This is a genomic window from Polaribacter sp. HaHaR_3_91 (assembly GCF_019278525.1).
Lineage (GTDB): Bacteria > Bacteroidota > Bacteroidia > Flavobacteriales > Flavobacteriaceae > Polaribacter.
The window spans coordinates 2,887,588-2,903,138 of the sequence record NZ_CP058986.1 but is presented as its reverse complement, the minus strand read 5'-3'; the positions used below and the strand labels follow the sequence as shown (position 1 = coordinate 2,903,138).

Annotated in this window: 14 protein-coding genes; 4 read left to right on the top strand and 10 right to left on the bottom strand. The window is 29.1% G+C overall.

Translation table 11 applies throughout. From position 1 onward, the window contains the following. Complete coding sequence (locus tag H0I27_RS12235) at positions 1 to 1,920, top strand: sensor histidine kinase (protein ID WP_218730970.1); 1,920 nt, start codon at positions 1 to 3, stop codon at positions 1,918 to 1,920. 2 nt (positions 1,921 to 1,922) lie between these two features. Continuing rightward, entirely contained in the window at positions 1,923 to 2,591 is a 669-nt protein-coding gene (locus tag H0I27_RS12230; protein WP_218730969.1) for a response regulator, read from the top strand. A gap of 200 nt (positions 2,592 to 2,791) precedes the next feature. Here H0I27_RS12230 and H0I27_RS12225 read toward each other — a convergent pair whose 3' ends face one another. After that, complete coding sequence (locus tag H0I27_RS12225) at positions 2,792 to 3,727, bottom strand: hypothetical protein (protein WP_218730968.1); 936 nt, start codon at positions 3,725 to 3,727, stop codon at positions 2,792 to 2,794. 247 nt (positions 3,728 to 3,974) lie between these two features. On the opposite strand from H0I27_RS12225, the gene H0I27_RS12220 reads away from it, so the two are divergent. Beyond that, a complete protein-coding gene (locus H0I27_RS12220) occupies positions 3,975 to 4,472 on the top strand; it encodes a DinB family protein (RefSeq protein WP_218730967.1) in 498 nt (165 codons plus the stop codon). An 8-nt stretch (positions 4,473 to 4,480) separates the two neighbouring features. Here H0I27_RS12220 and H0I27_RS12215 read toward each other — a convergent pair whose 3' ends face one another. The 8 genes from H0I27_RS12215 to trmD form a co-directional block, all read right to left on the bottom strand. Then, positions 4,481 to 5,482, bottom strand: a complete 1,002-nt coding sequence (locus H0I27_RS12215) for a DUF6695 family protein (protein WP_218730966.1) — start codon at positions 5,480 to 5,482, stop codon at positions 4,481 to 4,483. Further along, entirely contained in the window at positions 5,482 to 5,724 is a 243-nt protein-coding gene (locus H0I27_RS12210) for a DUF6095 family protein (protein WP_218730965.1), read from the bottom strand. Before H0I27_RS12210 ends, H0I27_RS12215 begins: the two co-directional genes overlap by 1 nt. Next, a complete protein-coding gene (gene murQ, locus H0I27_RS12205) occupies positions 5,714 to 6,532 on the bottom strand; it encodes an N-acetylmuramic acid 6-phosphate etherase (RefSeq protein WP_218730964.1) in 819 nt (272 codons plus the stop codon). The genes H0I27_RS12210 and murQ overlap by 11 nt, the downstream gene beginning before the upstream one ends. Positions 6,533 to 6,741: 209 nt before the next feature. Beyond that, positions 6,742 to 7,572 (bottom strand): DUF4249 family protein, encoded by an 831-nt coding sequence (locus H0I27_RS12200; RefSeq protein ID WP_218730963.1) that lies wholly within the window; start codon positions 7,570 to 7,572, stop codon positions 6,742 to 6,744. Between the two features lie 30 nt (positions 7,573 to 7,602). Beyond that, positions 7,603 to 9,981 (bottom strand): TonB-dependent receptor, encoded by a 2,379-nt coding sequence (locus H0I27_RS12195; protein ID WP_218730962.1) that lies wholly within the window; start codon positions 9,979 to 9,981, stop codon positions 7,603 to 7,605. 147 nt (positions 9,982 to 10,128) lie between these two features. Further along, the gene (locus tag H0I27_RS12190) at positions 10,129 to 12,354 is read right to left on the bottom strand and encodes an NADP-dependent isocitrate dehydrogenase (RefSeq protein WP_218730961.1); all 2,226 of its coding nucleotides are present in this window, start codon (positions 12,352 to 12,354) and stop codon (positions 10,129 to 10,131) included. A gap of 724 nt (positions 12,355 to 13,078) precedes the next feature. Continuing rightward, a complete protein-coding gene (gene rplS / locus H0I27_RS12185; protein WP_068450019.1) occupies positions 13,079 to 13,432 on the bottom strand; it encodes a 50S ribosomal protein L19 in 354 nt (117 codons plus the stop codon). A gap of 230 nt (positions 13,433 to 13,662) precedes the next feature. Next, a complete protein-coding gene (trmD, locus tag H0I27_RS12180) occupies positions 13,663 to 14,346 on the bottom strand; it encodes a tRNA (guanosine(37)-N1)-methyltransferase TrmD (RefSeq protein ID WP_218730960.1) in 684 nt (227 codons plus the stop codon). A gap of 106 nt (positions 14,347 to 14,452) precedes the next feature. Here trmD and H0I27_RS12175 point away from each other — a divergent pair, with 106 nt between their 5' ends. Beyond that, positions 14,453 to 14,857 (top strand): DUF2721 domain-containing protein, encoded by a 405-nt coding sequence (locus H0I27_RS12175; RefSeq protein ID WP_166383078.1) that lies wholly within the window; start codon positions 14,453 to 14,455, stop codon positions 14,855 to 14,857. A 17-nt stretch (positions 14,858 to 14,874) separates the two neighbouring features. Here the strand turns inward: H0I27_RS12175 and H0I27_RS12170 are convergent, their stop codons facing one another. After that, positions 14,875 to 15,492 carry an HPP family protein gene (locus H0I27_RS12170; RefSeq protein WP_218730959.1) on the bottom strand — a complete coding sequence of 206 codons (618 nt, stop codon included), beginning with the start codon at positions 15,490 to 15,492 and terminating at the stop codon, positions 14,875 to 14,877. Positions 15,493 to 15,551: the final 59 nt, after the last annotated feature.

Below are 15,551 nucleotides of genomic sequence, written 5' to 3'. Positions count from 1 at the left end.
ATGAAACATGTAAAAGTTACATTCCTCCTTTTTCTTTTATTAGCTTTTTTATCCTGTGGAAAAGAAGTTGAAAAAGAAAAGAATTTAAATAAGGAACCTGAAATAAAGGTCTTATTAAAAACCCCTAAATATAAAAAATTAGATGATGTAGAGAAACTTAAGTTTTCAAAAAAGATAGCTAAAGAAATGAAATTAGAGGTTTCAGATAAATATTTAATATATAACAATATCAGCTATTTATATGGTAAGTTACCTAAACTTGATAGTGCAATTGTTTTCACAAAAAAAATGTTAAACCTATCTAATGTTATAGAAAGTGATAAATTACAGGGGAAAGTTTTTTTTAAACTGGGTAATTATTTTAATAGAATTAATTTAAAGGATAGTGCCTATTTTTATTATTCTAATTCTAAAGAATATTTTTTAAAAACTCAGGATAGTGTTTATATAAGTAATGCTTTAATCAATTTAGCTATTTTAGAGTCAGATTTTGGTAGTTATTCTAGTAGCGATTCTACAGCTGTGCAAGCTTTAAAATTTTTAAAAAGTAATAACGGAAGCCTTAAAGCAAAAGTATTTAATTGCATGGCTATAAACTCTAAGAAACAGTCTTTATATAAAGAAGCAATTTCTTATTACAATAAAAGTATTCTTATTTCGAAGAGTAAAAGTTCTAAAATTATTTATAAAAACAACGTTGCTAATGTTTTTAAGGAGCAAAAGGAATATTCTAAGTCAATTTTAATTCTAGAAGACTTATTAAAAGATACCATTACTCATCAAAAAACTAAAGCCAGAATTATTGATAATTTAGCACATACTAAGTGGTTAAATGATGCGAGTAGTGCTGTCTTAAAAGAGTTGTTATTAGCAAAATCAATCAGAAATACAGAAAAAGATAATTATGGCTTAATTGCTAGTTATAGCCATTTATCAGAGTTCTTCAATAAAAAAGACAATACTAAATCATTGTTTTATGCGAGTGAAATGTATAAAATAGCTAAGCGAGAAAAAAGTCCACAAGACTTATTAGAAGCGATAGATAAAATTGTCAACTTTCAATCACCTCAAAAATCTATTAAGTATTATAAAGAAAGTATTAGATTAAGAGATAGTTTACAAGAAGCAGAAATAAAACGTCAATATAAATTTGCTAAGATTAAATACAATTATGAAGAAGAAGAAAAACAAAAACAGAAATTTAAAACACTAGCTACCGAAAACAAGTTAGTTGCAGAACAAGAATATAGTGATAAGAAAAATATTTTTATTCTTGGTATTCTATTAACATCTGGGTTGTTAATTTTAATTTATAGAAGAAAATATCAATACAAAAAAAGAATCTTACAAGAGAATTATAATACTGAAACAAGGATTGCAAAAAAATTACATGATGAATTGGGGAATGATATTTTTAATACACTTACAAAAGTTCAAAATCCTAAAATTAATACAGAAGAAATTATAAATGATTTAGATAAAATATATCTACAAACTCGGGCAATTTCTCATGAAAATGATTCTATTGAAACGGGTGCCGATTTTGAAAATTATTTTAGAGAATTAGTGGCTGGGTATAATTCTAATACATGTAAAATTATCTTAAAAGATTTATCTACTTTAGATCTTAATAATTTAAAGAAAGAAAAACAGATTGTAATTTATAGAGTTTTTAATGAGTTATTTGTAAATATGAAAAAGCATAGTAAAGCGAGTTTAGTCGTTTTAGCATGTAAGAAAACAAATCATAATTTAGAAATAAGTTATGCAGATAATGGAATAGGATTTAAAGAGAATACTATTATTTTTAAAAATGGACTTAAAAATATGGAAACCCGTATAAAAACGATTAAAGGAACCATTAACTTTGAAAATAAGCCGAACAAAGGGTTAAAAGTAAAAATTCATTTTAAAAATTAAGAATGTTTAAAAAAATTTTAGTTGTAGAAGATTTTGATGTTATTAATAGCGGAATTAAAATAGCTTTAGATGAACTGAAGATAAAGGAAGTAGATTTTATTTCTTATTGTGACGAAGCTTTTCTCAAAATTAAAAATGCTTTTTTAAAGGGTGAGCCTTATCAATTAATTATATCTGATTTATCGTTTGAAAACGATGGAACTCCACAGAAATTAAAATCTGGTGAAGAACTCATCGAAAAAATACGACAAGAATTTCCTAATTTAAAAATCATTGTTTTTTCTGTAGAAGATAAATCATATCGAATTCAGAACTTATACAACAATCTAAAAATTCAAGCATATATTTGGAAAAGTAGAAATGGGTTAAAAGAATTAAAAAAAGCAATAGATTCCGTTTTTACTTCAGATCAATTTTATATTTCTCCGGATTTAAATAGTGTAATTCACCCCAAAAAAACTATTGAAATTACAGATTCAGATATTCTTCTAATAGAATATTTATCTAAAGGGCTGTTGCAAGAGGCTATCAGTAAAAAGTTAAAAGAAAAAGGAATATCACCGTCTAGTATTAGTGCTATTGAAAAAAGATTGAAATTTTTAAAAGAACATTTTAACGCTAATAATCCAGCACATTTAGTTGCTATTACTAAAGATTTTGGACTTATTTAGAACTACTTGCAAACTAAGGACTGTAGATAAAACAAACATTTAATTATAAAAGCCTCATTTCTTTTAGGAAATGAGGCTTTTAACTTTTAATTTTCCTATCAGAACTAATTGAAAATTAGTTAACTGATTTGGTATTCAAATAATTACTTTGTAAATTTATAAAAATAGGTTAATTAAAAATTACGTATAAATACCTGTTTTTAACTTCTTCTTTTTCTCTTATTTTCGTTTTTTGTTGTTGAATTCTGTTTTCTTGTATTTTCAGATTTTTTACTATCCACAGAAGGTCTTCTACTAGAACTGTTGTCATTTCTTTTAACAGAAGTAGGATTTTCTCTTGTTACGGTTGTAGGTCTTCTAAAAGTAGTGCTACTATTTCTTCGATCAATTGTTCCTCTTTTTTGTGTGTTTACAGTTGTAGGTCTTCTCGTTGTTGTATTATTTCTTTTGTCTATTACTGTTCTTCCATTGTTATTTATTGTAGCTGGTCTTCTGTAAGTAGTATTGCTCCTTCTTGTAACTGCTACAGGTTTTCTTCTTCTTAAAATTTTACTTTTTTTACCAATTTTGGCATTCGGATTTGCTCTATAGTAATAATAATTATGGTCTTCTCTAATTTTACTATATTGTCTAGAGAAATCTCTGTGATAGAAATAAGAATTATTGTATTCAAATATATTTCCAATATTTAAATTAATTCTTAAGCCATTATGATGGTAATAATTGTCTTTTACATTTCCGTAAAACTTAGGATTTCCCCAATGATCATATCTAATTTTTAAATTACCTACATCGGTTAATTGTCCTCTATAGTACTTCATAAAAACGTTTCCAATTCTGGTTACATTTCCATATCTATCATAGTTTATAAAAGAGTTTCCTATTCTTTCAATTCTACCTCTATAATCTCTAGCTATATATATGCCTCTTTGATTTCTATTGTCGTAATAATGAGTGTTAAAATCAAATTCTCCATTGGTAAAAATAAAGAACTCAATATCTCGCTCTACAAAATTTACTGTATTTTCGTAAGAGTAATTAAACCCGAAATTGTTTAGGATTTCTTTATTGTTTTCGGCTTTAGTAGTTGAAACAAGAAAGAACATTCCCATTAATATAAGTATACCTTTTTTCATAATTATGGTTTTAGGGTTTTGCCTACTCTAATTTACTTTTCAGCTTCCGTATTTGATTATTATATTTTCAAAGAACGTGCCAAAAAACAAAATTTATATTTAATGAGGTAATAAAGGTTTAATTTGTTTAGGTTTATATTCCTGATTACTAGTTACTTAGGTTAATGTTTGTTTTTTGTTTGAAAATATAGAATAGAACTCGTAAATTCATGAAAATTTTAACGACAAAAGGAAAAATATTTTTTTTATGATTGAAGCTATTGAGAAAAACTTACAAAGAGGAATCTCTTTATTAAATACAATTTCTAATGAACAATATTCAGACAGCTCTGTAGCTCCTTATTTCTCTAGCATAGGTTGTCATATGCGCCATATTTTAGATGTTTTTTCTTGTGTTTTCGAAGGGCTAGAAACAAAATCTATTTATCTAAATAAAAGAAATAGAAACGAATTATTAGAATTACATACCCAATTAGGAATTGAATATTTTAATGAAACAATTCTAAAATTAAAAGAAATTAATACTTTAAGTTTAGAAAGTACAGTGCTTGTTACAGATGATTTAGGCTTGGGAGTAAAATCTGTAAACTATACTTTGGCGGCTATATTAATGCAAGCACACAGTCATGCAATTCATCATTTTGCAAGTATTGGTTATATTATTTATCAATTAGGAATAGAATTACCAGACGCAGATTTTGGATTTAATCCAACTACGCCAAAAGTAAGTATAGAAAGAAGTTAGAATGTGTTTTACGAGTTGTTTTGTAAAATGTATAACTTGTTATTTTGCATAATAATTGCTTCTTTACAATTTGTAGGATATATAAATTGATGTTTCTCTAAATAATTAAAACATTTTTTATCAATGCTAAAATCAGCATAAAAATCTTTTGTCCCTTTAGAATCAAACCTTGAGATGGTATAATTTATTGAATCAATTTGTCTTTCAATCTTAAACCAAGCGCCACTTCCAATTCCGCCTAACCAAGTTCCATCTTTTAAATCAAAAACCTTTTTATTTGGGAGCTCTGTTCCAATTAAGTTCGGTTCAATATCAAATTTATTAAAAAAAGAAGTTTTGTATTCTTTAAGAATTGATCTATTCTTATAATCCTCAATTTGTTGTTTGTAAACACTATAAATACTGTTGTTGGTGTTTCCTTTAATAACATTCCCAATAGGACTTGGTGTTAATAAGTTAGAACGTTTTAATTGTTTACCAATTTTTTTATTTGTGGAAGAAACAATAATTGCATCTGTTACAAATCGGGCGCAATTGGTACCATTTTTTATAAAAGCTCCGTAAGGAATTTCTTTTTGATTTATTAATTGATGAATATAATTATGCGCTTTTTCAAAATCAATTTCATTATGAATACTTGCAACCAATCTGCCATCTCCATGTGTTTTTTCAGGATGCTTTTCTATCCAAAGTAAAATTTCTTTTAAGTTGATTAATTTTGAGTTTTCAAATTCGGCATTTATAGAAACCTTAAGTTCTGGGTCTGTTTCTTTAGACCTAACACGCCCATTACTGTAACTTGTAATATACCTACCAAAATCGAAATAATTAATCTCAGTTTGGTCTTTTTTTATCAATAATAAAGCAGCATGACCCGCTTGTACTGCATGCTTACTGCCAATACCAATTAGAGGCCAAACCTTACTAGAAGGTTCCCAATAGGCAGGTCTTACAATGGTTTCTGGGTAAGAGAGAATTACTATAATTCCGTTAGTCTTGTCTATGCTCATTAATTATTAAAAATTGCTTTTAACAGCACATTAAAAGTTTTAAAAGCAAAGTAAATCGTGAAGATGATTATTAATGCTGCAATAAATAAAATAAGATAAGAGATATATTCTTGAGGAGTGTTATCAAACTTTTTTAATGCTTTAAAGCCCATTGTAAGCGATATTGGTGAAGCTATAAAAAGAATAAGTAGAATACTTAAATTCCTTAAACCTTTACCTAATAAGTTATAATTAGTGCTCATTTTTATAGTTTTTAAGGGCATTTCTAACATTACCATATTTAAGAAGTAATTCCGTTGCCTCGGTTTGGTCTATATTTAGTTCTAAAACTAACATTTTCTGGCCTCTTTCTACCAATTTTTTATTAGAAAGTTGCATATCAACCATTTTATTCCCCTTAACTTTTCCTAATTGAATCATGGCTGCAGTAGAAATCATATTTAGCACTAATTTTTGAGCAGTTCCTGCTTTCATTCTAGAGCTTCCGGTTACAAACTCGGGTCCCACAACAACTTCAATAGGAAATTGAGCAACAATACCTAAAGGACTATTTTTATTACAAGCAATACAGCCCGTAACAATATTGTTTTTATTACACTCTTCCAGAGCAGAAATTACATAAGGTGTTGTGCCAGATGCAGCAATACCAACAACCACATCTTTATTTGAAATTTGGTGTTCTTGCAAATCTAACCAACCTTGGTTTTTAGAATCTTCTGCAAACTCCACAGCGTTTCTAATAGCGATATCTCCACCGGCAATAATACCAACAACTATTTCTGGCGAAACTCCAAAAGTAGGTGGACATTCAGAGGCGTCTAAAACACCTAATCTTCCTGATGTGCCTGCACCTAAATAGAAAATTCTACCGCCGTTTTGTAATTTAGTTACAATCTGTGATGTTAAGTTTTCAATCTGTGGCAAAGCCTTTTCTACAGCTAAAGGAACCGTTTTATCTTCGTTATTTATATTGTTTAATAATTCTTTTACAGACATCTTTTCTAGATGATTGTAGTTAGAATCTTGCTCTGTTGTTTTTATAAAATTCATCGGTCAAAAGTACAGAATTCTATATGAATCGTAAATGTTTTTGGGCGTTTTAACGGGCTTTACACTATATCTTTTTTAGACTCAGCTTTAAGTAAATATCCGCAAGGGCAATAACAATTGTATTATTTACGTACAATAGGGATGTCCGATCATCTAAAAAAGGATGCCGTTTCAATCCCTAACGCAGCGCCAAGAACAATACTAATAAATTACTCTTTTTCTACTAAATTTATGTTGTATGTATCTGTTTCCGAAATATGAAAATAACCTAAAGGGAAATTAGCATCGTTAGTAGTATTCACAATATTTCCTAATAAGGATGATGGAATAGACTGAAAAGGGCCACCACCACTTTCTCCACTCTGACTAGATAATATTGTAAAATAAGTGTAGTAATCTTTAGATACTCCAGATAACTTAATAGTTATTTCTTTAGGAAGTTCAATATTTTCATCCTCATAGAAATAGGAAAAATTATAATCAGATCCGTTAAAATAAGTATCTTCTATATTAACAAAATTGTAGGTGTCAATATTAAAAACGTAATAGTTCTCTTCGTTTTCATCATCCGAAAATAAAATCTTTAACTCAATTTGATCATCCGAAAAAAGAGTTTCATCACCTTGAGTAATACTATTGATAATGGTAGATTTTACCTTAGTCGCTTTCCCTTTATAAATATCATTATCATAGATTACAGTTAATTCATATTCTGTATCATTCGCAGGAATAAAAGAATTTATGGGTGTAAAATTTCCATCGGAATTAACATCTTCAAAAGGAATTACAACATTGTCTAGTAAGTTGGTTAAAGTAACAACTGCATTTGTAACAGCCGGAATTTCATCATCAAAATAATCTGCAGATAAACTTAGTTTTACAGTGGTATTTGCCACAACAGGACTTTCATCAAAAAAGACTTCAAAAGAAGCGTCTATAATTAATTTTGGTTCAATAGAAGGAACATCAATATCTACCACTTTTTCACAGTTTGAAAAAGAGATGATCATTAGAACGATAATAATTTTTATATTTTTCATAAGAATAATACTTAATAACCTCTAAAGGGTTTAGAATTTAAAATTATAAGTAACAGAAGGAACTAAACCAAAAATAGAGGTTTGTAAGGCTTCGTTTCTATAGGTTTCGCTGTTCTGTGTAAAGTTAATAGACGCTGCATTTTGACGACCGTATAAGTTGTATATTCCAAAAACCCATTCTCCTTGCCATTTTCTAAACTTGTTTTTTTCTGGAGTTAGCGTTGCAGAAATATCTAGTCGGTGATATGCAGGTAACCTGTCTGCATTTCTTCTATTATCATCATAAATAGGCACATTTAATCCTTGGTATTCGTATTGCCCAACCGGATAGTTTGTAGGTTGCCCTGTTTGAAAAACAAAGTTTGCGTTGAATTTCCATTTTTCATTAAAGTCGTAACTTCCATTAATAGAAAAATCGTGTGTTTTATCATAAGCGGTATTGTACCATTCTCCGCTGTTAATTCCGGGTTCAGCAGCCGTTCTACCAGGGGTTTGTTGTTCAGATTTAGATAAGGTGTAAGAAAACCAACCTTTAAATTTTCCTGCATTTTTTTTAAGTAATAATTCTAAGCCATAAGCTCTAGCTTTTCCGTTTAAAATTACCGTTTCAATTTCATTATTGGCAATTAAATTAGCGCCATTTATATAATCGATTCTATTTTGAATGTCTTTATAAAAAACTTCTGTTTCTATTGAGTAATCACCGTTTTTTAGAGATTTAAAATATCCAACAGCGTATTGATCTAAGAGTTGAGGTTTTATATACTTTCCACTAGGTGCCCAAACATCTAGAGGGGTAGGAGAAGAGGTGTTAGATAGTAAATGTAAATACTGTGCCATTCTATTATAACTCCCTTTTATAGAAGTGTTGTCGTCTAAAATATAAGACATAGAAACCCTTGGCTCAAAGTTATTGAAACTTGTAATTGCATCACTTCTTTTAAATGATTCTGTAGCAATCGCATCTGCAGATTCGTATTTTTTAAACTCACTATTATAGAGTACAGCTTGGTTATTCGTGTAAACATTTAGTTCATCTTGGCCTAACCTTGTAAAGTTGCTAAAACGAAGTCCGTATTGTAGTCTTAATTTCTCACTAACTTTATGTTCAGCATCTATATAAACGGCAAATTCGTTTGCATATTTATCAATTAATTTTTCTGCTAAAATTCCTGAGTCTTCTCTGTTTGGTTTAATTTCACCTGGATTAAATTTGTTGTAAATGTTGTTTATTCCATAACTCAACTTAAATTTATTATTGATGTAATGGTTAAAATCATATTTAAGGTTATAGTTTGTTATACCAGAATCCCATTCGAAACCAAAAAAATCTAGGGTTAATCCATAAAAGTAATCAGAATAAATAACAGATAGGTTAGAGAAAAGTTTATCAGAAAAAAGGTGATTCCAACGTACATTGGCAACTTTATTTCCATAAGTATTTACAAAACTATCGCTAATTCCAAAAACGTCTTTTCCAAAATATCCAGAAAAGAATACGTTATTTCTGTCATCAATTCTATAATTTACTTTGGTGTTTAAATCGTAAAAATATGCGGTATTATCCATATCAAATAATGGTAAGAATAAATGTGCATAAGAAGATCTACCACCAACTAAGAAAGATACTTTTTCTTTTTTTATAGGTCCTTCTATTAATAATCTAGAGGATACCAAACCTATTCCTCCGGTAACTTTAAACTCTTTACTGTTTCCTTCTTTTTGATAAATATCTAAAACTGACGATAATCTACCTCCGTATTTGGCAGGAATTCCTCCTTTGTATAATTTTACGTCTTTTATAACATCTGGATTAAATACCGAAAAGAATCCGAATAAATGTGAAGAATTAAAAACGATCGCTTCGTCTAATAAAATTAAGTTTTGATCAGCAGCGCCACCTCTCACGTTAAAACCAGATGCGCCTTCTCCAGCACTTGTTACTCCGGGTAATAAGATTAAAGATTTTATAATATCGGCTTCTCCTAAGACTACAGGTATTTGTTTGATAGTAGCAGATGTAAGTCTGTTAACGCTCATTTGAGGCGTTTTAACATTTAAGTTTTCTACATTTCCTTCTATAATAATTTCGTCTAAACTTTCTGATTCTTCTTTTAGTTTGAAGTTCTTTGTCACTTTTACATTGAGGTCAACGTTTTCAATAGTGGTAGCATATCCTAAGTAACTGACTTGTATTTTGTAACTGCCTTCTGGAAGCGTAATGGAGTAAAATCCATATTGATTGGTGGTAGTACCTGAGTTTAATTCTGGAAAATATACAGAAACTCCTATTAAAGTTTCGTTATTACTATCATCATAAATAGTACCACTAATGGTATGCCTTTCTTGACTTAAAGCGCTAAAGCTTACTAAGATTGCAAAAAAGAAGATTTTTTTTAAAAGAAACATTTTGTTTAATGATTTAATTTAAATTATAAACAAAAATACAAATCTAATTTTTATTATAATGTAAAAACTATTTTTTTTATAAGAATTATAAACAATAAAAGCCGATGTAAAACATCGGCTTTTATTAAAAATATGTTATTTAGAAATCTAAATAGCGTTTAAAATAATATTTAAAGTAGCATTAGGACGCATTGCAGCATCTGCTAAATTTTCGTTTGGTAAATAATAACCACCCATTTCTACAGCGTTTCCTTGAATCTCGTTTAATTCTGCTATAATTTTAGACTCATTATCTTTTAATTCTGCAGTAACTTTAGTAAAAGTAGCTTTTAATTCAGCATCCTTATCTTGTGTAGCTAAACCTTGTGCCCAGTAATAAGCTAGGTAAAAATGACTTCCTCTGTTGTCTATTTCACCAACTTTTCTAGAAGGAGATTTATCATTCTCTAAGAATTTATCTGTAGCTTCATCTAACGTTTCAGCTAAAATTAAGGCTTTAGAGTTATTGTTTGCTGTTCCTAAATGTTCTAAAGAAACTGCTAAAGCTAAAAATTCACCTAAAGAATCCCAACGTAAGTGGTTTTCTTCAACAAATTGCTGAACATGTTTAGGTGCAGAACCACCAGCACCAGTTTCAAACAATCCACCACCATTCATTAATGGAACAATAGATAACATTTTAGCAGAAGTACCAACTTCTAAAATAGGGAATAAATCTGTTAAATAATCACGTAAAACGTTACCAGAAACAGAAATAGTATCTTCTCCTTTTATAAGTCTTTCGCAAGTAAATTCAGTAGCTTTTATTGGTGATAAAATTCTAATATCTAAACCTTCAGTGTTATGTTCTGGTAAATATTTTTTTACTTTTTTAATAATTTCTGCATCATGTGCTCTGTTTTTATCCAACCAGAAAACAGCAGGAGTATCAGAAGCTCTTGCTCTTGTTACTGCTAATTTAATCCAATCTTGAATTGGTAAATCTTTTGCTTGACACATTCTCCATATATCACCTTCTTCAACTTTATGCTCTAAAAGTTTTTTTCCAGAAGCATCTACTACAGCTACTTTACCTGCAGCAGCAATTTCGAAAGTTTTATCATGAGAACCATATTCTTCTGCTTTTTGTGCCATTAAACCAACGTTAGGAACAGTTCCCATAGTTGTAGGATCGAAAGCACCATGTTTTTTACAGAAATCTATGGTTGCAGAGTAAATACCCGCATAAGCACTATCAGGAATAATTGCTTTGGTATCTTGTAATTTTCCATCAGCATTCCACATACGTCCAGAAGTTCTAATCATAGCTGGCATAGAAGCATCTATAATAACATCAGAAGGTACATGTAAGTTTGTAACTCCTTTGTCAGAGTTTACCATTGCTAATTCTGGACCATGATCTATAGCGTATCTTATTTCTTGTCTAATTTCATCACGTTTTTCTTTTGGTAATTCACTTAGTTTAGAAAGTAAATTTCCTAATCCGTTGTTTACATCTGCACCAATTTTTTTAAACGTTTTTCCATGCTTTTTAAATAAATCTGAAAAATAAACACGAACTGCATGACCAAAAATGATAGGGTCACTCACCTTCATCATAGTTGCTTTCATGTGTAAAGAAAACAATACATTTTTGTCTAAAGAATCTTCATACTGCTCTTCTAAAAAAGAAATTAATGCTTTTTTACTCATTATAGTAGCATCTATAATTTCACCGTCTAAAAGGTCTAAATTTTCTTTTAAAACGGTTTTAGCTCCTTTTTCTGATGTATGAACAATACTTACTGATGTTGCATCTTTTATAGTTAAAGATTTTTCATTATTTGCAAAATCACCTTCAGTCATGGTTGCAACATGCGTTTTAGAATCTGAAGACCATGCACCCATAGAATGTGGGTTTTTACGAGCGTAATTTTTTATTGCTTTAGGAGCTCTTCTGTCTGAGTTTCCTTCACGTAAAACTGGGTTTACAGCAGAACCTTTTACTTTATTGTATAATGCTAAAACAGCTTTATCTTCGTCTGTTTTAATTTCATCTGGATAATTAGGAAGGGCAAAACCTTTTTCTTGTAACTCAGAGATCGCTTCTTTTAATTGAGGTACAGAGGCACTAATATTCGGTAATTTAATAATGTTAGCTTCTGGGTTTTTTGCAAAATCACCTAAAAAAGCTAAAGCATCTTCTACTTGTTGTTCTGGTTGTAAATAATCTGAGAAATTAGCAAGTATCCTTGAAGATAAAGAGATGTCTTTTACTTCAATTTCTATATTAGAAGATTTTGTAAAAGCCTTTACGATAGGTAAGAATGAACGTGTTGCTAAAGCAGGAGCTTCATCAGTTTTTGTGTAAACAATTTTAGCTATTTTACTCATATTGAGATATATTTTTATATGTTATTTTGTTTTCTACGAAATGCATTTCGTAAAAAAAAGTGGAACAAATTTATGAATTAATAATGATACTTTTGTTGATTAATTATTATTAATTATGTTGTTTTTGTGCGTTTTTAATAATAAATTAAGTCTATTGGTAAGAATGTGAGTTTAAAACAAAATAAAAGCCATATCATACAATTTCTTGTTATGATATGGCTTCTTCGAAATAGTGTTTTAGTACTGTTTGTATTGCTACAATATCAAATAAAAGTTTCCTTTTATATCTCTATAGAAAAGAGATTACCTACTGCTATTTCAGTTTTTAAAACATCCTTAATTTTAATTAAGCATTCTACTTTTTTAAAATTTTTATTAATGTTTCAATTGTAACCATCAAAAATAAATATTTTTAGATTTAAGAACTATTTACACAATGAATAAATCTAGTTTACGTTTCTATTTATTCTTTCAAATAAATAGAAGTTTAAATTTAGTTTTTCTGATTAACAATATTTTATAAAGAACGTTACTTTATGTATTTACATGTCATTTAATAATTAACTTGTAAATTATATCATAAATATATAGTTTTTTTATAGATGTATTTCTTTTTTAACATTTTTGTTGTTAACAATCTGTTAACCGTAGTTATTAACATTTGTGTACTAAAAAAGCGTTGTGATTTCTCACAACGCTTTTTTTAAATCTAAGTAAAAAGAGATTATTTTCTTCTTTTTTCAGTAATTCTAGCTTTTTTACCAGTAAGACCTCTAAAGTAGAAAATACGAGCTCTACGTACTTTACCTCTTTTGTTAACTTCAATTTTTTGAATAGAAGGTAAGTTTACAGGAAAAATTCTTTCTACACCAATAGTACCAGACATTTTTCTGATTGTAAATGTTTCAGAAGCTGCAACTCCTTTTCTTTGAATAACTACACCTCTAAAAAACTGAGTACGTACTTTTTCTCCCTCTTTAATTTCGTAATAAACAGTGATTGTATCACCTGCTGCAAATTCTGCAAATTCTTTTCTTGCTACAAATTCGTCTTGTACAAATTTTACTAAAGATTCCATATCTTTTAATTTAATTGGTTTTGTAAAACAACGTTCACGATTTTTTCGTCAGAGGTTAATTTAGCGGTTGCAAAAGTAGTCATTATTTTTTGTTCAGAAAATAAAAACTAATTATTTTTTAACCTGATAATTAGCACAATAGTAAAGCTAAAAAATTATAGACGCTTCGTTATTAATTTTAATAAGAGATTGTACTTTTTATGGCTAAACAGTATTTTGATAATACTTTTTTAAGAAGTTTCATCAAGTAAATCTGGTCTTATTTCTTCTGTCCTTTTATAAGCTTGGTCGCTTCTCCAGTCATCAATCTTTGGAAAATTGCCAGACAATAAAACTTCAGGAACTTTCATTCCCTCAAATTCCGAAGGTCTTGTATATACTGGTGGCGATAATAAATTGTCTTGAAAAGAGTCTGTAAGTGCAGATTGCTCATCTCCAATAACACCCGGAATTAATCGAACAACAGCATCTACTAGTACGGCAGCTGCTAATTCTCCTCCTGTTAATACATAATCTCCAATAGAAATTTCTTTGGTTATGTATTTGTCTCGTATTCTTTGATCTACACCTTTATAATGTCCTGTTAAAATAAGTATATTCTCTTTTAATGAAAGTGTATTTGCGGTAGATTGATTTAATGTTTTTGCGTCTGGAGTCATATATATAACTTCATCGTACGATCTTTCTGCTTGCAATTTTTTAATACAATTTGCAATCGGTTCAATCATCATAACCATACCAGCGCCACCTCCAAATTGGGTGTCGTCTATTTGTTTGTAATTTCCCAAACCATATTCACGTAAATCGTGAATTATAATTTCTGCCAAACCTTTGTCTTTTGCACGTTTAATAATTGAGTGATTAAACGGACTCTCTAATAAATTTGGGGCTACTGAAATAATATCTATACGCATGCCGCAAATGTACTATTTTTGTTGGATTTTTTAATACCTGTTTTAGTAATAAAATAGTGCTTGATTTCTTATTAGATGTTCATTATTTCTTAAATTTGTTGGCAATATGGAAGAACTAACTTTAACAACACCGGCGCTTTTATTTTCTGCAATATCTTTAATTATGCTTGCGTATACCAATCGATTTTTGGCATATGCGGCGGTGATAAGAAATTTACATGATATTTATTTAGAGAAGAAAGATACTTCATTATTAAGACAAATTAAGAACTTAAAATTACGTTTAAACTTAACAAGATGGATGCAAATATTTGGAATTTCTAGTTTGTTATTTTGTGTGGTAACTATGTTTTTAATATACATAGGTTTAAATATAGTAGCAGCTTGGGTATTTGGATTTGCATTAATTTTATTAATTATTTCTCTTGGGTTGTTGATAAAGGAATTACAGATTTCTATACAGGCATTGCAACATCATATTGAAGATATTGAAGAGCATTTAGAAAAATAAAAAGAGATCACTTTAATTTACTTTCCCCCAAACTTGGGAAGTATTTTTGCCAAACGTTTTTTTGTTTTAAATATTCGTGTAGACATTTTATTTGTTGGGTAGCTTCTGTTTTTGGTCATGTTGCTAAAAATTAAAGCTGTAATCAATAGTATTAAAACACCGCTTAAAACAGGTGATAGCATATAAAAATACCCTAAAGAAGTAATTTTTTCTGTTCCTATAATTGGTATTAAGGCAGTTGCTCCTCCTGGAGGATGTAATGTTTTAGTGTACTGCATTAGTATAATAGAAGCTGAAACAGCCAAAGGAGCTGAGATCCAAATAATATCTGGACAAATTTTTAAAACGCTAATTCCAACAAAAGCAGATAATAAATGTCCACCAATAAGGTTTCTTGGTTGTGAATAAGGGCTCTGTATTGCCCCATAAATTAATACACTTGAAGCACCAAAAGAACCAATTAAAAAAATGTTTTCTACTTTAGTGAATGATAGAGATTGTATAAAAGCAATTATTCCGATACCAATAAAGGCACCAATAAACGACCAAAATTTCTCTTTATAATCTATCAAAGTTTCTTTGTAGATTATATATTTAGTTAGCCTGTACGTTCTTTTTATTTTTTTTTGTACCATCTATTTTTTCTTTTCAGTTTTGTAGATAAACAGCGGACGAAGTTATGGCAAAAAGAGTG

Excerpts from the sequence above, each read along its gene's own strand:
- H0I27_RS12235 (WP_218730970.1), top strand. The coding sequence starts at position 1 with ATGAAACATGTAAAAGTTACATTCCTCCTTTTTCTTTTATTAGCTTTT.
- H0I27_RS12230 (WP_218730969.1), top strand. The coding sequence starts at position 1,923 with ATGTTTAAAAAAATTTTAGTTGTAGAAGATTTTGATGTTATTAATAGC.
- H0I27_RS12225 (WP_218730968.1), bottom strand. The coding sequence starts at position 3,727 with ATGAAAAAAGGTATACTTATATTAATGGGAATGTTCTTTCTTGTTTCA.
- H0I27_RS12220 (WP_218730967.1), top strand. The coding sequence starts at position 3,975 with ATGATTGAAGCTATTGAGAAAAACTTACAAAGAGGAATCTCTTTATTA.
- H0I27_RS12215 (WP_218730966.1), bottom strand. The coding sequence starts at position 5,482 with ATGAGCATAGACAAGACTAACGGAATTATAGTAATTCTCTCTTACCCA.
- H0I27_RS12210 (WP_218730965.1), bottom strand. The coding sequence starts at position 5,724 with ATGAGCACTAATTATAACTTATTAGGTAAAGGTTTAAGGAATTTAAGT.
- murQ (WP_218730964.1), bottom strand. The coding sequence starts at position 6,532 with ATGAATTTTATAAAAACAACAGAGCAAGATTCTAACTACAATCATCTA.
- H0I27_RS12200 (WP_218730963.1), bottom strand. The coding sequence starts at position 7,572 with ATGAAAAATATAAAAATTATTATCGTTCTAATGATCATCTCTTTTTCA.
- H0I27_RS12195 (WP_218730962.1), bottom strand. The coding sequence starts at position 9,981 with ATGTTTCTTTTAAAAAAAATCTTCTTTTTTGCAATCTTAGTAAGCTTT.
- H0I27_RS12190 (WP_218730961.1), bottom strand. The coding sequence starts at position 12,354 with ATGAGTAAAATAGCTAAAATTGTTTACACAAAAACTGATGAAGCTCCT.
- rplS (WP_068450019.1), bottom strand. The coding sequence starts at position 13,432 with ATGGAATCTTTAGTAAAATTTGTACAAGACGAATTTGTAGCAAGAAAA.
- trmD (WP_218730960.1), bottom strand. The coding sequence starts at position 14,346 with ATGCGTATAGATATTATTTCAGTAGCCCCAAATTTATTAGAGAGTCCG.
- H0I27_RS12175 (WP_166383078.1), top strand. The coding sequence starts at position 14,453 with ATGGAAGAACTAACTTTAACAACACCGGCGCTTTTATTTTCTGCAATA.
- H0I27_RS12170 (WP_218730959.1), bottom strand. The coding sequence starts at position 15,492 with ATGGTACAAAAAAAAATAAAAAGAACGTACAGGCTAACTAAATATATA.